Consider the following 19,695-nt stretch of genomic DNA (forward strand, 5'->3'; position numbering starts at 1 on the left):
TCGGAAATCTTATGCTGAAAACAGCACAGAAAGGGGGGATTGAAGTTTCAGTGCTCTTCTGCGAGCCGAAAATTCGGAAATTTGGTCGCCCGCCACGCTGAACAACCGCAAGTTCAACCGGTTTCAGTGCTCTTCTGCGAGCCGAAAATTCGGAAATGGCGCTCGGTACGGGATGGGAACTGGTGATGGCGAAGTTTCAGTGCTCTTCTGCGAGCCGAAAATTCGGAAATGGTCCATCGAGCCGGGACCTGTTACATCGAAATCATGTTTCAGTGCTCTTCTGCGAGCCGAAAATTCGGAAATTTCGCCATACAGACACCCCGAGCTGGTCTTGACCGATGTTTCAGTGCTCTTCTGCGAGCCGAAAATTCGGAAATGCACCAGCGCGCTGGAAAGAGTCGCGCGGGGATCGGTTTCAGTGCTCTTCTGCGAGCCGAAAATTCGGAAATATGATGTCAGAGCGCTGCTCCCAGGGCTCCGGAGGCTCGTTTCAGTGCTCTTCTGCGAGCCGAAAATTCGGAAATTCGGATTGCGGCGCTGCCGGATGAAATACAGCTCGACGTTTCAGTGCTCTTCTGCGAGCCGAAAATTCGGAAATCGGATAGTCGCGGGGTTAGCCTTGATGCACTAGTGGGTTTCAGTGCTCTTCTGCGAGCCGAAAATTCGGAAATAGATATGCGCGCAAGCGTCACGAGACGACGCAAGCGGTTTCAGTGCTCTTCTGCGAGCCGAAAATTCGGAAATATTGCGGTCAAACGCGCTATCGGACGCGGCTAGTTTGTTTCAGTGCTCTTCTGCGAGCCGAAAATTCGGAAATTCGGTCGCAATCATCAATAGACGCACACGCGCAAAAAGTTTCAGTGCTCTTCTGCGAGCCGAAAATTCGGAAATCCCGTCTTCGATGTTCTTCTCTACCCTGGGGATCTATCGCAACGACAACGTTTCATCGTTCTTGAGCCTTCCTGCTGCGTCGCCGCAACGGACAAATTATAACATGAACAGGCGCGTTTCGCAACTCGATTTTTGTGCGAAAACCGTGTCAAGTTGCGAGGCGTTCATCTTCCCTTCTTGAAGCGGCAAATAGCTCTAGAAACTCTTGACATGCCGGTTCGGGAACACGGCGTTTGAGGCATGTTGTTGGCGAGTTGCGAAAGCATCACTCCAAACGCCTGTCAGCGATCCCTTTCTCCCCGCTCTATGTCGCCGATCCGCCGTCGTCGATCTGCGCGGCAACTTGCATGGAGCTGCCGGGAGTTGGGGCAAAATACCTGGTTGCACGTCGCGGTTGCGTTGCACTCCTGGCGGTGTCGCGGTACCGCGAGATGAATCTCGCGCTACGTTTCGCTGCTGCACCGCGAGATGAATCTCGCGCTACGTTTCGCTGCTGCACCGCGAGATGAATCTCGCGCTACGTTTCGCTGCGGCGCCGCGAGATGAATCTCGCGCTACGTTTCGCTGCTGCACCGCGAGATGAATCTCGCGCTACGTTTCGCTGCTGCACCGCGAGATGAATCTCGCGCTACGTTTCGCTGCGGCGCCGCGAGATGAATCTCGCGCTACGTTTCGGTTGTGATGCACTCTTGTCTCTCGCCTCTCACCTCTCGCTTCTCGCCTCTTCCCTCTCGATCCACGCTGCAACAGCCGCCCCAACCTCGGTAGTTGTGGCGCTGCGCTCTCCGGGCATTGCGATGTCGCCGGTGATGATGCCTTCCTCCAGGGTGCGCCAGACTGCGGTTTCTACGGCGCGCGCTTCGTCTTCCAGTCCCAGTGAGTGGCGGAGCAACAGCGCAACGCTCAGGATAGTCGCCAGTGGATTGGCGATCCCTTTGCCGGCGATGTCGGGCGCCGAGCCGTGGATGGGTTCGTATAACCCCATCTGCGTGCCTCTTCCGTTGTTGCCCGGCGCGCCGAGCGAGGCAGAGGGGAGCATGCCCATCGAGCCTGCCAGCATCGAGGCTTCATCGGTCAGAATATCGCCGAACATGTTTTCGGTCACGATGACGTCGAAGTCCATTGGACGACGAATGAGGTGCATGGCGCAGGCATCGACCAGCATGTGTTCGATCTGAACATCGGGGAATTCGGCGCGCATCAGGCGCGTTGTGACGCTGCGCCATAGTCGTGAGGTCTCCAGAACGTTCGCTTTGTCTACCGAAGTCAGTTTTTTGCGCCGGTTGCGCGCAAGAGTTGCCGCCACGCGCACAATGCGTTCGATCTCGGCAGAGGTGTAGACGCACTCGTCGTAGGCGCTTTCACCGCCGTCCATCGTCGTGTCACGCCCTTTTTCGCCAAAGTAGATGCCGCCGGTCAGTTCACGCACCACCAGGAGGTCAACGCCTTGCAATCGCTCCGGACGCAGCGGCGAGGCGGCGATCAGACGCGGATGGAGCGTCACCGGTCGCAGGTTGGCGAATAGTCCAAGCGCTTTGCGAATGCCGAGCAATCCCTGTTCCGGGCGCACCGGCGCTTCCGGGTTGTCCCACTTCGGTCCGCCGACTGCACCGAGGAGCACGGCGTCCGACTCGCGGCACAGGTGGAGCGTTTCGTCAGGAAGCGCCGTGCCAGTTGCGTCGATGGCGCAGCCGCCGATCAATGCCTCGCGTATCTCGAAGGTGTGCCCGAATCGCGTGCCGACAGCGCGTAATACGCGCATTCCCTCCGCCACCACCTCTGGTCCAATCCCGTCGCCGGGAAGCGCAGTGATAACCGCATGCATGTCGTGCTCCGTCTACCAATTACCCGTGAACATCCGGCATGGTCACCCCGAGCAGCGCGAGGGGTCGTGCGCGACCCGCTCAGATTCCGCGCTGCGCTCGGAATGACAAGAATGTGGCATCTTCAATCGTCATTGGTATGGGTCCTGTCGGCTCAGGCGCCCACAAGGAAGCGCCCCGACGCCTGCCTGGCGCCAATGACCTGTGAACATCCGGCATGGTCACCCCGAGCAGCGCGAGGGGTCGTGTGCGACCCGCTCAGATTCCGCGCTGCGTTTACCCTGAGCGAAGCGAAGGGCTCGGAATGACACGCATGCGGCTTTGCCCGACTGGGCGGCCCTTGCAAACGCCTTTATGTCAGATTCCGCGCTGCGCTCGGAATGACAAGAATGTGGCATCTTCAATCGTCATTGGTAGTCTATCTTTTATCCTACTCTTTGTCCTTTTTGCTTTTCTGACCGAGAAAAAAGGTCAGCGCAACGATGATTAGCGCTGCGCCGCCGCCGGAAATCAGCAGGTTTGTCTCACCGTTCCAGCTGGTGAATTGTCCAAGAAATCCAACACCGATGACGACGATGATAACGCCGATCAGTTTGTCTTTCAGATCGTCAAGGGTGTGGATTTCGAGCCACGACGGCACCGGCACCCGGTCGTCGATGAACAATTCGTACAATCCCAGTGCAACGATGTACAGTACCGTCGCCAGCAGGAAGATGTCGGTGATCTCGATGAAACTCAGCAACAGATTTTTGGCGACTTTTGAGGTGAACTCACCTTTTGAAAAAATGTCGCGTATGACGACATACGTTTCGATGGCGCCAAACAGGATTAGCGCCGTTGTTGCGACGAGTGTGACCAGTACCGCCACGAGAATAATGTAGCGCACCAGTCCAATCAGGCGCGTCATGGGGTGTCAACTCCTGGCAGTGGTGACAACGCGCGGTGGATGCGCAGATTCATATGCACTGATGGCATCTTCTTCGTTCAGCAGAAAACCCATCTGATCGATGCCTTGCAGCAGGCAATGTTTGGTGAACGGATCGATAGGAAAGCGCGCCTGCCGTCCGTCGGGAAGCGTCACCGTCTGCGTCGCCAGGTCAATGATTACTTCGGTGGTCGGGTCTTCTTCGAAGAGACTGACCAATTGCTGCCAGGTTTCCTCGTCCGTCTGGACGGTCAACAGCCCGTTTTTCAGGGCATTATTGCGAAAGATGTCGGCAAAGGAGGGACTGATAACCGCCTTGAAGCCGTACCCCTGAAGCGCCCAGGGCGCGTGCTCACGTGACGAGCCGCAACCGAAGTTTCGTCCGGCGACCAGGATCGTCGCTCCCTGCGCCTCTGGACGGTTGAGAACGAAATCGGGGTTGGGCTTGCCCTCGGCGTCGAAGCGCCAGGCATAGAACAATCCCTCCGCCAGACCTGATTTGTCGGTGACTTTGAGATAGCGGGCAGGAATGATCTGATCGGTGTCGATATCGTGCGCTGGCAGGGCGACAATACGCCCGGTGATGATTGAGATGGGATGCATAGTGTGCTCCTGGATGAGAACTGAGGGGCGGGTAGGGGTTAAGTTCGTGGAACTCATTGCTCGAACCTCTGATCCCTCATCCCTGACCCCTATCCCACATATTTCCGCGGATCAGCGACAACGCCTTCGATGGCGGATGCAACGGCGGTGAGCGGGCTGGCAAGAAGCGTGCGCGCGCCGGGTCCCTGGCGCCCCTCGAAGTTGCGGTTGCTAGTCGAGACAGCATATTTGCCCGGCGGAACCTTGTCGTCGTTCATGCCGAGGCAGGCAGAGCAGCCGGCTTCGCGCCATTCGGCGCCTGCCTCGCGGAAAATACGGTCCAGTCCTTCGGCTTCCGCCTGCTTCTTCACCTGCTGCGAGCCGGGCACGACCATCATGCGCACGCCTTCGGCGATCTTGCGCCCTTTCAGCACACTCGCCGCCATGCGGAGGTCCGAAATGCGCGAGTTGGTGCAACTACCCAGGAAGACGACATCGACCTTTTGACCGAGTAGCGGTTGACCGGGTCGCAGGTCCATATAGCGCAGCGCCTTGTCGAGCGCCTGGCGCGCTGCCTGATCGGGCAGTTCCTCCGGTGTCGGGATGCGACCGTCAATCGGTATCCCCATGCCGGGGTTGGTGCCGTAGGTGATCATCGGCGTCAGTTGCGATGCATCCAGGGTGATCGTCCGGTCGTACACCGCGCCATCGTCGGTCGGCAGAGTGCGCCAGTATGCCACGGCCTCGTCCCATGCTGCGCCTTTCGGCGCGAAGGGGCGCCCGGCAATGTACTGGAACGTCGTGTCATCGGGCGCAATCATCCCGGCGCGCGCGCCGCCTTCGATTGACATGTTGCAGATCGTCATGCGCTCTTCCATCGAGAGCGCGCGGATTGCCTCGCCGGTGTACTCGAACACATGCCCGACGCCGGCGCCGACGCCGTATCGCGCAATGATCGCCAGAATAATGTCCTTGGCAGTCACTCCCGGCTTCAGGCGACCATCGACGCGCACCTCCATCGTTTTGGGGCGGTTCTGGATCAGGCATTGCGTCGCCAGGACGTGCGCGACTTCCGAGGTGCCGATGCCGAACGCCAGCGCACCAAAAGCGCCGTGGGTGCTGGTGTGGCTATCACCACAGACGATGGTCATGCCGGGTTGGGTCAACCCCTGCTCAGGACCGATGACGTGGACGATCCCCTGGCGCTCGCTGCCAAGCGCGAAGAGCGGGATGCCGAAATCGGCGCAGTTCTGTTCGAGTTGGCGAAGTTGCGCCGCCGCCTGCGCATCGACCACCGGAATGATCCCATCCGGTCCGCGCGGCGTGGTTGGGGTCGAGTGGTCCATCGTCGCCAGCGTGCGATCCGGACGGCGGACTTTCAACCCGCGCCGGCGTAGTTCGGTGAATGCCTGGGGCGAGGTTACTTCGTGAATGAGATGGAGATCGATGTAAAGCACCGCAGGCGTTTCCGCCGTTTGCGGGCGCACGATGTGGGTGTCCCAGATTTTGTCGAACAGTGTGCGAGGCATAGTTTGTACCTTCAACCTTCCAGCCTGTAACCTGATATGATAACGCGCCTCCAGCCTGTGTCGCGCGCAGAAGCCATGCGCTGTCACCCTGAGCAAAGCGGCAGGTGGAGCGAAGAATCCCGGCAGCGCGCACAGGTCGAGATTCGTCGCTTCGCACAGAATGATGAGTCTCGTTGTTCTACGAATACGCCACTGGCGTCAGCCAGCCCCAGCGATCTTCTGTTTCGCCGGAGAAAAGACCAAAGAACGCCTTTTGGATAGCGGTGGTGATCGGACCGCGCTTGCCATTGCCGACCGGCAATTTATCGACCGAGCGGATCGGCGTCACCTCAGCCGCTGTGCCGGTAAAGAAGAGTTCGTCCGCCAGGTAGAGCATTTCGCGCGGCAGGTTTTGCTCGCGCACCTCATACCCCATCTGGCGCGCCAGTGTGATCACTGCATCGCGGGTAATGCCGGGCAGAAGCGCCGCCGTCACCGGCGGCGTATAGATGACGCCGTCGCGAATGAGGAACAGGTTTTCGCCCGATCCTTCGGAGAGCCAGCCATGCACATCGAGCGCGATGCCTTCGGCATAGCCGTTGCGTGCCGCTTCCATCACAATGAGTTGTGACGACAGATAGTTGCCGCCAGCCTTCGCCATCGCTGGCAGGGTATTCGGTGCAACCCGCTGCCAGGAGGAAACGTGGACATCCACGCCATTCTCCAAACCCTCAGCCCCCAGGTAGGCGCCCCATTCCATGGCTGCGACCATCACCTCGACCGGCGAGCGCAGCGGGTTTAGCCCCATTTCGCCATAGCCGCGCCACACAAGCGGACGGATATAGGCGTTCGTCAACCCATTGTCACGCACGACCGCGCGGCATGCTTCGAACAATTGCTCCGGCGTGAACGGCAGTTCCATCCGATAGATGCGGCACGAGTCGAACAGACGGCGGAGGTGCTCGCGCAAACGAAAAATAGCAGCGCCCTGAGGCGTTTCGTAGGCGCGAATGCCCTCGAACACCGATGAACCGTAGTGCAGGGCATGTGTCATCACATGGACGGTCGCCTTTTCCCAGGCAACCATCTCGCCGTTGAACCAGATATACTTGGACTCACGAATAGGCATCGGTGTTCTCCTTTCACCACGATGTGAAGCGGCGCCGTTGCGCCGGTGGTCATTATATCAGGAACGGTGCGCATTGCACGAAGCCCGCCGTCGCGCCAGCGGGAGTTCCAGGCTGTCCCACAGCGCCATAAAACTGGCTTCAATAATATTTTCCGAGCAGCCGACCGTGCTCCAGCGTTCTTCGCCGCGCGCCGATTCGATCAGCACGCGCGGTCTGGCGGCGGTGCCGAGGTGTTCATCGACGATGCGCACCTTGTAGTCGACCAGTTGCACATCGGCGAGTTCGGGGTAGTGTGGCAGCAGCGCCTTGCGGATTGCCTTATCGAGCGCATTGACCGGTCCGTCGCCTTCGGCTGCGGTGTGCATAACCTCGTTGCCGACTTTGAGCTTGACCATTGCCTGCGAGATTATGTCGCCAGCGCCATGTTTGCTGACGACCACCGTGAAATCGAGCAACTCGAACGGCGGTTCGTAGTCGGGCGCAGCGCGGCGCACCAGCATCTCGAACGATCCCTCCGCCGCCTCGAACTGGAAGCCACGGTTTTCCAGCTCTTTGATCCGTTGCAATACCACCCGTTCGTTCCCGTTCAGATCAAGCCCCAGTTCCTGCGCGCGCATCCGCACATTCCCGCGCCCCGACAGTTCACTGACGACCACCCGCATCCGATTGCCGACCAGTTCCGGGTCGATGTGCTGGTAACTGTCCGGCACTTTGGCGACGGCGGCAACGTGGATGCCACCTTTGTGCGCGAATGCGGAGTGTCCAACGAATGGCGCGTGGGTGTCGGGGTTGAGGTTGGCGACGGCGGCGACATAGTGCGACACCTCGGTCAGGCGGCGAAGTTGTTCGGGGGTAATGCAGCGGTAGCCGAGTTTCAGTTGCAGATTAGCGATGAGCGGGATCAGGTCCATATTGCCGCACCGTTCGCCATAGCCGTTGATCGTGCCCTGGACGTGGACGCATCCTGCGCGCACGGCGGCAAGCGCGTTGGCGACTGCCAGCGCGCCGTCGTTGTGGGTGTGGATGCCGAGGGTAGGACCACGCCCTGCTGCGCCGTTGCTAAACCCTTCGTTTGCCAGGCGGCGCTGCACCGCCTGCACGATTTCGGTCACTTCGTGCGGCAGGCTGCCGCCATTCGTATCGCACAGCACCAGGCAGTCGGCGCCGGCGTGCGCGGCTGCGGTCAGGGTTGCCAGCGCATACGCGGCATCCAGTTTATAGCCGTCGAAGAAGTGCTCCGCGTCGTAGACGACCTCCTTACCGCGCTCCTTGAAATATGCGACGCTTTCGGCGATCATTGCCAGATTCTCCTGGCGTGTCGTTTCGAGCACCTGCTCGACATGCAGGGTCGAACTCTTGCCGACGAGCGTTACCACCGGCGTCTCGGCAGCAACAAGCGCCTGGATATTGGCGTCGGTATCACAGGTGGCGTCGGCGCGGCGGGTGCTGCCGAAGGCGGCGACTCTCGCGTGGCGCAGGTCGGCACGGCGGATGCGCTGAAAGAACTCGGCATCTTTGGGATTCGAGCCGGGCCATCCGCCTTCGATGTAGTGAACGCCGAGCAGGTCGAGTTCGCGCGCGATCTTCAGTTTGTCTTCGACGGAAAGCGATAACCCTTCGCGCTGCGTTCCGTCGCGGAGAGTCGTATCGTAGAGCAGAATCTGCATGCCTGGCTCCTCATATGTTTCAGACTATGGCTGCCCACGCCAGCGCGGGTAGCTGCCGAATACCTTGAACAGACCGGTTTTTGTGCGGATGCGCTCCAGCGCAGCGGCAACCACCGGGTCTTCGCGGTGGCCGTTGATGTCCACCAGGAAAATGTACTGCCCCAGCACCTCTTTCGACGGACGCGATTCGAGTTTGGTCATATTGATGCCGACCAATGCCAGTTCCTGGAGCGCTTCGACCAGCACGCCGGGGCGGTCTTCACGGTCGAATCCGAAGCAGAAACTGGTCTTATCATCGCCGGTTGGCGGATGGTCGTGCTTCCCCAGGGCGATGAAGCGTGTCATATTGCCTGAGCGGTCTTGAATATCGCTCGCAAGCACGGCTGCTCCGACCAATTGTGCCGCGCGCAGTGTGCCGATCGCTGCCGCAGGGCGTTCGTCCGCCAATGCTTCGGCGGGCGCGGCGCTGTTGCTCAACGATGCAACGGTTGCCGCACCGGGCAGGCAGCGTTCGATGAAACGCCGACACTGCCCAAGTGACTGCGGATGCCCATAGAGCACTTTGATCTCGTGCAGGGCTAAACCGGCGCGCCCCACCAGGTAGTGTTGAATCGGAATGACCGTCTCTCCTGCAATGCGCAAGTCGGTTTCGTGGATGAGCAGGTCGAGCGTGGTGGTGACGCTCCCTTCGAGGACATTTTCGATTGGTAAAATGCCGACGGTTGCTGCGCCGGTTTCGACAGCAGTGACAACGGCCGGCATGCTGGTCAGCGGAATGTACGTCGCATCCTCGCCGCCATACGCCAGCGCAGCAATCTCGCTATACGATCCTGGCGGACCCAGATAGGCAATCGAGCGTTTCATCGGCAATGTTCCGTGAGTATGACAGCAAGATGTCTTCCTTTGTGCGAGATGGGCGCCTGTCGCCCGAAGCGGCGCCGCAGGCGAAGCGAAGGTTCCCGGCAGCGCGTGTGGGATGGGACTCGTCGTTTCGCTCAGCCCGACATGTCTCGTTGTGCTCCGAGAGCAGTTCGGCGACAGGCGCTGTGGGAAGCGCAGCCCCATAGCGCGCGCCAGACTGGACGATACCTTACTCCGTCGCATTCTTGCCAAATAGATCGACCGCATAGGTTGGCCTGTTGCGGTCGTATCCGGCGGCGTAGGCGACATTTTCGGCGCTCAGGCGCTCCTGGCGCGCGGCGATCATCTTATTGAGCGCCGCCATATACGACTCGGCAGCGGCAACGATGGTATCCGTATTGGCGCTGTAACCGCTGTAGATCTGCGGTCCGCGGTGCCGCCCGACACGGTACTCGCGCTCCTCAACCGCATCGCCCGGCTCGCGGATGCGCACAGAAACTTCAGCAACTGCGTCGATCCCCTCAGTGACCGCCTTGATCGAGAATTCGATCAGGTCGTTTGGTCGCCCGACGATCTTATCGATGGCTTTGTAGATCGCATCGACCGGTCCGGTGCCGTGTGCGGCAGTCGTCTGCGTATTGCCGTCCGGATCGGTAATGCGCACGGTCGCCACCGGCGTGACGCCGGTGCCGCAGGTGACCTGCACATGCTCCAGGCGGTACAACTCCGGGGTATGGAGCGATCCGCCGGTCGCCAGCACCTCCAGGTCGCGGTCGTCGACGACTTTCTTCTTGTCGCACAGTTCTTTGAAGCGCTGGAAGACCTGATTGAACTCTTCCTCGCTGTCGAACTCATACCCCATCGCTGCCAGTTTGGTGCGCAGCGCATTGCGCCCGGAGTGCTTGCCGAGCACGATGGCATTGCCGTCCAAACCGATGGTCGTTGCGTCCATGATTTCATACGTCATGCGATGCTTCAGGACGCCATCCTGGTGGATGCCGGACTCGTGGGCGAAGGCATTGGCGCCGACAATCGCCTTGTTCGGTGGCACCGGCATACCGATAATGGTGCTGAGCAGCCGACTGCTGCGCGCCAGTTCGCGGGTGTTGATCCGCGTATCGACGCCAAAGAACGAGCGGCGGGTTTTCAGCGCCATCACGACTTCCTCGAGCGAGGCATTTCCGGCGCGCTCACCGATACCGTTGATGGTGCACTCGATCTGGCGCGCGCCGGCGCGCACGCCGGCCAGCGAGTTTGCCACCGCCATGCCCAGGTCGTCGTGGCAGTGGGTGGAAATAATGACCTTATCGGCGCCGGGGACGTGGCGGTAGATGCCGGCGATCAGTTCGGCATACTCTTCGGGTGTGGCGTAGCCGACCGTATCGGGAATGTTGAGCGTGGTGGCGCCTTCTGCAACGACCGCCGCCAGCATGCGGTAGACATACTCCGGGTCGGAGCGGGTCGCGTCCATTGGCGAAAACTCAACATCGTCGCACAGTGAGCGCGCATAGCGCACCATCAGGCGGGCGCGCTCGAGCACTTCTTCGCGGGTCGAGCGCAGTTGATGTTCGATATGAATGTCGGATGAGGAAATGAAGGTGTGGATGCGTTTTTTCGCGGCTGGCTGAATGGCGCTCCAGGCTTTGTCAATATCGTCCTTGTTGGCGCGCGCCAGCGCTGCGATAATCGGACCATCGGGCGTCCCAACGGTTTTGGCGATCTCGTGAACGGCTGCCCAGTCGCCGGGTGACGCTGCCGGGAAACCGGCCTCGATAATGTCTACCCCCAAACGTGCCAGTTGCCGCGCGACCTCCAGTTTTTCCTCCAGCGTCATGGTGCAGCCCGGCGCCTGTTCACCGTCGCGCAGCGTGGTGTCGAAGATGCGTACATGGTCCTCCATAGCGTTGTGTGTCTCCTTTGCTTGAGAACCGAGAACTGAGAATTGAGAACTGAGAACCGAGAACTGAGAACTGAGAATTGAGAACTGAGAACTGAGAACTGAGAACTAATGCTCACCACTCGTTACGTATCATGTGTATTTGTCATTCGGCACTTGACTGATAATCCTCCGGTGCAAACGGGAATGGCGGCGAGGATGCGTCATCGTCCGTTGTATATGATACCTGTTCTTCATGAGTCGTTGACGTGTGTGATGGGATGGCATGCTCCAGTTTTGCTCGTCAGCATTGCCGCGATTTCCTGGCATTCGCTGTGAAGTCTGGCTTCATCCTCTTCGGAAAGATACCCGCTACGGCGGAGCAGATCGAGCCAGCGATCAGTTTCGGCGGTTGATCCTTTGGCGATTGCCAGGTGATTGCGGTGCGCGCCAGGAGTGTAGCGCCCATGTCCTTCGGCGATATTCGCGCCAATTGACGTGGCGGAAGCGATGATCTGTCGCGCAATGACCGCATTGCTCCACGTGTTCGGCATCCGCCGCGCGATCGTTATCACATCGAGCGCCAGTTGCTGCGCCCGGTTCCACAGAATGAGATTGCGATGCGTATAGCCCTTTACCATCGCTACTGAACTTTCTACGCGCATAAGTCAGGAAAATTAGCCTGACGTTGAACACTGTTCTTATAGAGCGATCAACCAGATGTTGCACAATATTGCCTGTGTTGACCGTCTCACGGCTGGAGTTGGCTTCGACAGGCTCAGCCAGCGCCAGCCGTTCCATGTCCTTCGGATATGAGACAATCTCGTGATCGGCGTTGGCTTCGACAGGCTCAGCCAGCGCCAGCCGCTCCACAGGTGCAAGCGTGGGTGTTCGGATGCAGATTGATCTTCCTATCAGTTCTTAGTTCTTGGTTCTTAGTTCTTAGTTCTTGGTTCTCGGTTCTCAGTTCTCTTACGCCCCGCCTTCGCCCGGAACCACCTCACGCGGGTTGACGAACGGCATCATACGGCGCAGTTCACGACCCACCTGCTCGATGGGGTGCGCGATGTCGCGGGTGCGATAGGCATTGAAGCGCGGACGACCATTATGATTTTCTTCGATCCAGTCCTCGGCGAATGCGCCGCTCTGGATGTCCGCCAGGATGCGTTTCATCGTTGCGCGCGTCTCGTCGGTGATAATCTTCGGACCGGCGGTGTAATCGCCCCATTCCGCCGTATCGCTGACCGAGTAGCGCATATAGTTGAGACCGCCCTGGTAGAAGAGATCGACGATCAGTTTGAGTTCGTGCATACACTCAAAGTACGCGACCTCCGGTTGATACCCGGCTTCGACCAGGGTCTCGAACGCCGCCTTCACCAATGCCGACACGCCGCCGCACAGCACGACCTGCTCGCCAAACAGATCGGTTTCGGTCTCTTCGGCGAACGTTGTCTCGATCACGCCGGCGCGGGTGCAGCCAAGACCGCGGGCATACGCCAGAGCGTCCGCCAGCGCATTCCCCGAAGCGTCCTGATGTACGGCGACGAGCGCCGGTACGCCGCCCCCCTGGGTATAGACCTCGCGCACACGGTGACCGGGCGCCTTGGGGGCGACCATACTGACATCGACCCCTTCCGGCGGAACGATCTGCCCGAAGCGGATATTGAACCCGTGGGCGAACATCAGCGTCTTGCCGGGGGTCATATGTGGACCGATCGCGTCGCGGTAGATCGCCGCCTGCGCCGTATCGGGGAGCGCCAGCATCACGATCTGCGCCTCTTTCGCCGCCTCGGCGACGGGCAGCACCTTCAACCCCAGCCCCTCCGCCTTCGACCAACTCTTCGATCCCTGGTAAAGACCGACGATGACATCACAGCCGCTCTCCTTGAGGTTCAGCGCGTGTGCGTGCCCCTGGCTGCCGAAGCCGATGACCGCGATGGTGCGCCCGGCGAGCCGAGCGAGATCGGCGTGGTTTTCGTAGTAGATGTTTGCCATGGGTGTTGTGTCTTCTCCTTGTGTTGATCAAGACGCCATAAACTTCGCAGGAGTGATGAGGTTAAGCCTTCTGGCAGTGCGTCGGGTATTCCCATGTGATACGGTTCCTCCTGTATCGTCTGCCAGGCGCGAAGCGCAAGGTCCTCCCTGCTCACTCCGGTTCAAGGGCGGACAGCACGCATGAGCAGAGCGGGCATGCATGGTGTTGGAATGCGCGGTTGTCCCTTCAACCCTCCCTGTCTCGCTCCCGCGCGCGGGAGCAGAGCGACCGGGTCCGTCCCATGGTCCCACGGTGAGCGTGCCGGTGTTCGCTTGGGTGTTCGGTCCGCCCTTAAACTCGCTCCGGTTGGAGGAGGGAGCGATCGCTGGCAGAGCGATGCGAGAAAACCCTCAACCCCCTCCATAACCATTGACCTTAATTCATCGCCGGCACGCGCTCGGCGTGTCCGTTGGCGCTTTCGACATACTCCTCGGCGGTATGACCGCGCGCGCCGCGCACCATCGCAATCCGCCCGGTGCGCATCATTTCTCTGATGCCATAAGGGCGAATCACGTCGATAAAGTTCTGCACCTTGGATGGCGACCCGGTCATCTCGATCACCATCGTATTTGCGCCGACATCAACAATTTTAGCGTCGAAGACTTCGGTGAGGGCCACAATCTCAGGGCGCTTCGCCGGAGGCGCATGCAGTTTCATCAACGCCATTTCGCGTTCGACCGTCGGATCGTTGGTCACGTCGCTGACCTTCAGCACCTCGATCAGGCGGTAGAGTTGCTTGACCACCTGCTCGACATCCTCCCACTCCACAACGATTGTCATCCGGCTGATGCCGGGAGTTTCGCTATGTCCGACTGCCAGACTTTCGATGTTGAAGCCGCGTCGTCGAATGAGTCCGACCACCCGGCTCAGCACGCCGGGGCGGTCCTGCACGAGCGCGACGATAGTATGTTTTTTCATGGAAGCGCTTCCTTTATGCTATGACTGGTGGGGCGACTCCAGGATCATTTCGCCGATGCTCTTGTTCTGTGGCACCATTGGGAACACATTGACCTCGCGCTCGACGCGGAAGTCGATGAGCACCGGTCCATCGGTTGCGTAGGCTTCCTCGATAGCCGCTTCGACCTGACCGGTGTGTTCGACGGTAATGCCTTTCCAGTAGTACGCCTCCGCAAGCCTGGCGAAATCGGGACCAGAGAGGGGCGTACCGCTGTAGCGCTTATTCTCGAACAGTTCCTGCCACTGGCGCACCATGCCCAGGTAGCCATTGTTGATTACCGCAATCTTGACATTCTTGATACCTTCCTGCACGATAGTCGCCATCTCCTGATTGGTCATCTGGAAGCCGCCATCGCCGCAGATCGCCCACACGGTATCGTTCGGATGGGCAATCGCAACGCCAAGCGCCGCCGGCACGGCGAAGCCCATGGTTCCTGCGCCGCCCGACGTGATGTGAGTGCGCGGGCGATACCAGTCGATCAGTTGCGCCGCCCACATCTGATGCTGTCCGACATCGGTGACAACGCGGTAGTTGCCACGGCTGTTGAGCGCCTTTGTGAGCGCTGCATACACATCGTGCGGCGGCAGGCTCATGTTCGCAGTATCCGAGCGGTTAAGATATTGCTGCTTCGGTTGATGCTTCGCCTGCATCTCACGAATGTGCTCCATCCAGTCGGACGCATGCCCGTGCAATTCAGCGAACGCCTCACGGTCAGGCGGGAACTCATCGAGGAACGCCTGCAATGCCAGGCGCGCATCGGCGACGATTGGCACCGTCACTTTGACATTCTTGCCGATCTCCGAAGGATCGATATCGACGTGAATAACCTTCGCATTTGGCGCAAACGTGCTGGCTTTGCCGGTCACGCGGTCATCGAAGCGCCCGCCGATATTGAAGAGCACATCGCACTCCTGAATGGCGCGATTGACATGCACCCAGCCGTGCATACCCGGCATGCCGATGCTGAGTGGATGGTCTTCGGGGAAGGCGCCAATCCCGTGGAGCGTCGTGATCACCGGGATGCGGGTGCGCTCGGCGAAAGCGCGCAGTTCCTCGACTGCGCCGGACATAATGATGCCATGACCGGCAATGATTAGCGGCTTCTTTGCGCTCAGGATCAGTTTGATCGCCTCACGGACCTGCTTGAGATTGGGGCGATAGTTGGGCTTGTAGCCGGGAAGGTCGAGTTTGATGTCCCAGTTGGGAACGATCGTAGCCTGTTGCGCGTCCTTCGTCACATCGATCAGCACCGGTCCCGGTCGCCCGGTGGTCGCAATGTAGATCGCCTCCTCGAAGACGTAGGGCAGGTCTTCAGCGCGTTTCACCAGATAGTTATGCTTGGTGATCGGCATCGTGATGCCGGTGATGTCGGTCTCCTGGAACGCATCCTTACCGAGCACGTGAGAGCCGACCTGTCCGGTGATCGCCAGAATTGGCGTGCTGTCCATCATCGCGTCGGCAATGGCTGTCACCAGGTTGGTCGCGCCGGGTCCGCTCGTGCCGATACACACTCCCAACCGACCGGTGGCGCGCGCATACCCTTCGGCGGCGTGCCCTGCGCCCTGTTCGTGGCGGCAAAGCACGTGGCGCAGTTTGTCGCGGTACTCCCACATCGCATAGTAGAACGGCATAATTGCGCCGCCGGGGATGCCGAACATCACTTCGACCCCGTTGCGGATCAGCGCCTCGCACATCACCTGGGCGCCGGTGCGCTTTTCGGACATCTGAGTTCCTCCCTTTCTCTCGATGATCACCGCGTGATTATTTCCCGTCTATTTTCCCGATACCTGCGCATACGCAGGCAAAGACGCCGCCGTCATCGGCGCCTGACGCGCAACAGTGACACATTGGCGACATCAGCGTCGCAACCAGGGGATTTCGGTCGAATATGACCACTGAGCGCAACGAGCGCAGGGCTGCCAGAAGTGCATCGTTGCCGCAGTGTTGGCAGCATATGTCCATAAACGGTAAGCCCCTCCCGTGGGTTCGGGAGGGGCTCGTGTCGTTGTTTCTTGCGTTACGCCGCGCGCGCTGCCTCCCAAACGCTTATAAGCCCGTGATAATAATCAGGGCTACAAGAATAAGGCTAAGGAGGAGGCTGACGGTTTGCTGACGCATAGCGATTACGCTCGTTGCAATATCACCGTTTGCGAGTATACCTGAAGGGTGGGGTGTTTGTCAAGTGGAGGCGCGCGGGGCGCCTACCCCGCAGTGTACTGCTCAAACACACATCCGGCATCGACATTGCCGCCGCAGATGACGGCAACCGGCGCCGCGTAGCGCGTGGCGTCCACAGTGCCGCTCTGGAGCGCAGCGATCACGGCGGCGCCGGCCGGTTCGACCAGTTGATTGCACTCAGTCCAGAGCCAGCGCATAGCCTCCACCATTTGCTCGTCGGTGACCAGCGCCACATCATCGACGTACCGCAGCGCCAGGTCCAGTGTGCGTTCACTGAGCGCGCGCGGCGAGAGGGTGTCGGCGATGCTGTGGACGGCGGGCAATTCCACCAATCGACCGGCGTTGAGGCTGACGGTCATCGTCGGTGCGCCGATCGGTTCAACGCCGACGATGCAAATGCCAGGACGCGCCTGTTTGAGCGCCGCTGCCACGCCGCCGATCAACCCGCCGCCGCCGACGGCGATCAGCGCCAGATCGATGCAAGGCGCATCGACGAGCACTTCGAGACCAAGCGTGCCCTGCCCCTCAAGGGTGCGAATGTCGTCAAACGGATGCACATAGTACAGTCCTTCGGCGGCAGCGTGTTCCAGAGCGCGGCGGTGCGCATCGTCCCAGGCGTCGCCATGGCGGAAGATACGCGCCCCCCATGCCGCAATGCGTCGCTCACGGTCAGCCGAGGCGCGCGCGGGCAGATAGACGACGGCGGGGATGCCCAACCGCCAGGCGGCGTATGCCAGCGCAAGACCGTGGTTGCCGCCGGATGCGGCGATCACACCACGCTCGCGCTGCGCCACGTCGAGTTGCAACAGGTGATTGAAGACGCCACGCACCTTGAACGAACCTGCGACTTGCAGATTTTCCAGTTTGAGGCGCAGGTTGGGATGAAAGTCGCTACGCAATGCGGGCAGCGGCATAAGCGGCGTATGCCGCACGAATGGGGCAATGCGCGATCGCGCGGCATCAATCGCCCGGAATGGAAGCGGATGCTCCATTGCAGAACCTCGCACAGGTCAACGCGCAGCAATATCAAGAATGTCGCGCAGCATGGCTGCGGCAGTCGGAGTCGGATCGGTTTCCAGCGTTGTCGCAGTCTGTCTGCCGGTGATGTCGGTGTAGTAGACTACGCCCATCTCATCGGCGCTCATCCGCGCCAATGGATGGATCAGCGGCAATGATGTTGGTTGAACGCTCAGGTGGAAGTCGCCGCCTCGACGCTCCGCCAGGCAGAGGAGCACAATACGTTCGCCGCGATCCAGTGCGGCGCGCAGGTCTCCGGTGGTCAGGTCCGTAATGCCGCGCACGGCGACATCAGCCAGCGTTGTGGGTTGGCGCAACACCGCATTGGCAAGAATAGTCAGTTTACTAGCGGCATCCCAACCTTCGACATCGAGGGAAGGGTCGGTCTCCGCCAGTCCGCGTCGTTGCATCTCCGCCAGTGCGTCAGCATATGAACTCCCCTGTTCCATCGCGCGCAGGATGCCCTGCGTTGTGCCGTTGAGCACCGCCTCGACGCGCACAATCGTCGCGCCTGCCAGGTCGCGTCGCCCAATTGCAATGGTCGGCAACGCGCCGCCGACGCAGGCGCTGAAGCGCAGCGCGGGCCAGTCGCGCGGATCGCCGCGTTCCTCAGTGGCCTCTCCCATATCGCTGAGGTCAGCCAGTTCTGTATATGCGAGCGCCAGCGGTCCTTTATTTGCCAGCACTGCGTGCATACCGCGCCGCAACGCTGCGCGCACGGTATCAAGACCCGGTTGCCCTGTTTTCAAATTGACCGGCGTCGCTTCGAGGAGGATGTCCGCTTCGATGCGCTGAATGACTTCAACAGGAGCAATTCCGAAGATGCCGCTTTCCGGCAGCGCCGCAATGCTCTGACCACGCTGTTTGAGCGCCAGGATCGTCGCCGGGTCCAGTCCAGTCGCATAGATTGCCGCGCCCCCTGAGTCGGCTGCGGCAACCAGGCGCAGCGCAACGCCATAGCGCCTGGCGAGGAGCGACGCCTGTGACTGCATGATGGCAAGAAAACTGCGGCCCACATTGCCTAGACCGCTGAGGAAGAGGCGATAGGTGCGCATACAACCCGGTTCCTGATGCCGTGTCGAGTGCATTGTACCACGATCAGGGACCAGGCAAGAGGCGAAGAGCGGTGCAGGCGGGCAGGGACAGGTAGGGGCGCGGCAGCGCCACGCCCTGGGGGATAGTGGCAGGTTGCAGGCGGGGAGTGAGAGATCGAGGCTGCGGAAAGTTAAGGATGAGCTTCGTGGATTCTTTAATGGCATTGTTCCTAACCCCTGTAAAGATTTCTCATCCTTGCGTTTCAATGCTCTTTCTGAACCTGCTCTTCCGGCGAGGTATAGTTTAAGTGTTCATTAATTTTGTTCAACATTCCTTGACAAACCGGAAAGGAGAAAGCAATGGCGCTGCTCGAAACGGTTGGTGAAGTTCTCTTCGAAAAAACCGTCTTTGGCATTCCAAACATCGTCGTCGGCGTGGCTGCCATTGTTGCGGCGCCGGTCGTCGTGCCGGCGTTGCGTCCGGTGACGAAAGCAATCGTCAAGGGCGGCATTATTGCTGCCGATCGGACGAAAGCAACACTCGGCTCGGTAGTGGAGCGCACGAAGGGGGCGTTCAGCGAGGCTGGCGAGCGCTGGAGCGATCTGATAGCCGAAGCGCGCGCTGAGGTGCATGGCGCAACTGTCGCGCCCCCAAGGCAGACGCTTGCGCCGGAAGTGACCGAAGCGCAGGCGACATAGTTCAGGAGATGACCGTCGCCCACACTGGGGGAATTGCGCGCAGGTGAACCCTGGTGCTGTCGGTTGCCAAGGGGAGTTGTCCTGGCTGTCAGGGGTGAGTCTTTCGGACGCGCAGGGCGTTTCTCACTCCCTGACGCTCTTTTTTCTCACCCCTGTCCCCTCATCTCTGGTGCAGGCTTTTTGAGACGCAACACAGGGTTTCCGCGTCTCGACAACTCTTTCGCCCTCTTCCCCATGCCTCCTTTGCCCGCGTCCCTCTGCACGGGTCCAGGCGTGAATCATGTGGCGCCTGCCACGTCGTTCGATGCGGGACCATAGCGGATCGCACGAAAGGCACTGCCGCGCCCTTTCCCCGGCGCGTGCCGATGCTCCGACCAGCCTCGCGTCAGTGGGGCTTCGCGTCGTGAATGCGAGTGGGCGTGTCCGCGTGTGTGTTCTGGTCGGGATCGGTCGCGGTGCGGCAGGCGAGGGGTCGTTCCTGCCAATTCACGACGGTGCTCCTGGTTGCGCC

At 60.1% G+C, this 19,695-nt stretch carries 15 protein-coding genes and 1 CRISPR repeat array (1 of these 16 cut by a window edge); of the genes, 1 reads left to right on the top strand and 14 read right to left on the bottom strand.

The window, feature by feature from the left end; translation table 11 throughout:
* Positions 1 to 891: direct repeats of the CRISPR family, unit length 37 nt; unit sequence GTTTCAGTGCTCTTCTGCGAGCCGAAAATTCGGAAAT; it begins 8,447 nt to the left of the window's first position.
* Positions 892 to 1,594: 703 nt separating this feature from the next.
* The 14 genes from leuB to RCAS_RS07990 all read right to left on the bottom strand — a co-directional run bounded on the left by leuB (position 1,595) and on the right by RCAS_RS07990 (position 18,506).
* The gene (gene leuB, locus RCAS_RS07925; RefSeq protein ID WP_012120067.1) at positions 1,595 to 2,716 is read right to left on the bottom strand and encodes a 3-isopropylmalate dehydrogenase; all 1,122 of its coding nucleotides are present in this window, start codon (positions 2,714 to 2,716) and stop codon (positions 1,595 to 1,597) included.
* Between the two features lie 428 nt (positions 2,717 to 3,144).
* Positions 3,145 to 3,621 (bottom strand): YqhA family protein, encoded by a 477-nt coding sequence (locus tag RCAS_RS07930; RefSeq protein WP_012120068.1) that lies wholly within the window; start codon positions 3,619 to 3,621, stop codon positions 3,145 to 3,147.
* Between the two features lie 6 nt (positions 3,622 to 3,627).
* Positions 3,628 to 4,242 (bottom strand): 3-isopropylmalate dehydratase small subunit, encoded by a 615-nt coding sequence (leuD, locus tag RCAS_RS07935; RefSeq protein ID WP_012120069.1) that lies wholly within the window; start codon positions 4,240 to 4,242, stop codon positions 3,628 to 3,630.
* Positions 4,243 to 4,331: 89 nt separating this feature from the next.
* Positions 4,332 to 5,750, bottom strand: a complete 1,419-nt coding sequence (gene leuC, locus RCAS_RS07940) for a 3-isopropylmalate dehydratase large subunit (protein ID WP_012120070.1) — start codon at positions 5,748 to 5,750, stop codon at positions 4,332 to 4,334.
* A 178-nt stretch (positions 5,751 to 5,928) separates the two neighbouring features.
* Positions 5,929 to 6,858 (bottom strand): branched-chain amino acid transaminase, encoded by a 930-nt coding sequence (locus RCAS_RS07945; RefSeq protein ID WP_012120071.1) that lies wholly within the window; start codon positions 6,856 to 6,858, stop codon positions 5,929 to 5,931.
* 57 nt (positions 6,859 to 6,915) lie between these two features.
* The gene (gene cimA / locus RCAS_RS07950; protein ID WP_012120072.1) at positions 6,916 to 8,526 is read right to left on the bottom strand and encodes a citramalate synthase; all 1,611 of its coding nucleotides are present in this window, start codon (positions 8,524 to 8,526) and stop codon (positions 6,916 to 6,918) included.
* A 24-nt stretch (positions 8,527 to 8,550) separates the two neighbouring features.
* Positions 8,551 to 9,390: a prephenate dehydratase gene (gene pheA, locus RCAS_RS07955; protein WP_012120073.1), complete on the bottom strand. Its 840-nt coding sequence runs from the start codon at positions 9,388 to 9,390 to the stop codon at positions 8,551 to 8,553.
* Between the two features lie 226 nt (positions 9,391 to 9,616).
* On the bottom strand, positions 9,617 to 11,287 hold the full coding sequence (locus RCAS_RS07960) for a 2-isopropylmalate synthase (protein WP_012120074.1): 1,671 nt from the start codon (positions 11,285 to 11,287) through the stop codon (positions 9,617 to 9,619).
* Positions 11,288 to 11,517: 230 nt separating this feature from the next.
* Positions 11,518 to 11,904: a four helix bundle protein gene (locus RCAS_RS07965; protein WP_049768809.1), complete on the bottom strand. Its 387-nt coding sequence runs from the start codon at positions 11,902 to 11,904 to the stop codon at positions 11,518 to 11,520.
* A gap of 331 nt (positions 11,905 to 12,235) precedes the next feature.
* On the bottom strand, positions 12,236 to 13,258 hold the full coding sequence (gene ilvC, locus RCAS_RS07970) for a ketol-acid reductoisomerase (protein ID WP_012120076.1): 1,023 nt from the start codon (positions 13,256 to 13,258) through the stop codon (positions 12,236 to 12,238).
* Positions 13,259 to 13,673: 415 nt separating this feature from the next.
* Positions 13,674 to 14,216, bottom strand: a complete 543-nt coding sequence (ilvN, locus tag RCAS_RS07975; RefSeq protein WP_012120077.1) for an acetolactate synthase small subunit — start codon at positions 14,214 to 14,216, stop codon at positions 13,674 to 13,676.
* A gap of 18 nt (positions 14,217 to 14,234) precedes the next feature.
* Positions 14,235 to 15,980 (bottom strand): biosynthetic-type acetolactate synthase large subunit, encoded by a 1,746-nt coding sequence (gene ilvB, locus RCAS_RS07980; RefSeq protein WP_012120078.1) that lies wholly within the window; start codon positions 15,978 to 15,980, stop codon positions 14,235 to 14,237.
* Positions 15,981 to 16,457: 477 nt separating this feature from the next.
* Entirely contained in the window at positions 16,458 to 17,426 is a 969-nt protein-coding gene (locus RCAS_RS07985) for a threonine ammonia-lyase (protein WP_012120079.1), read from the bottom strand.
* 18 nt (positions 17,427 to 17,444) lie between these two features.
* Positions 17,445 to 18,506: a homoserine dehydrogenase gene (locus RCAS_RS07990; RefSeq protein ID WP_012120080.1), complete on the bottom strand. Its 1,062-nt coding sequence runs from the start codon at positions 18,504 to 18,506 to the stop codon at positions 17,445 to 17,447.
* A gap of 339 nt (positions 18,507 to 18,845) precedes the next feature.
* Between RCAS_RS07990 and RCAS_RS07995 the strand changes: the two genes are divergently transcribed.
* A complete protein-coding gene (locus RCAS_RS07995) occupies positions 18,846 to 19,184 on the top strand; it encodes a DUF5132 domain-containing protein (RefSeq protein ID WP_012120081.1) in 339 nt (112 codons plus the stop codon).
* Positions 19,185 to 19,695: the final 511 nt, after the last annotated feature.

Origin of the sequence: Roseiflexus castenholzii DSM 13941, assembly GCF_000017805.1 — a bacterium.
GTDB lineage: Bacteria > Chloroflexota > Chloroflexia > Chloroflexales > Roseiflexaceae > Roseiflexus > Roseiflexus castenholzii.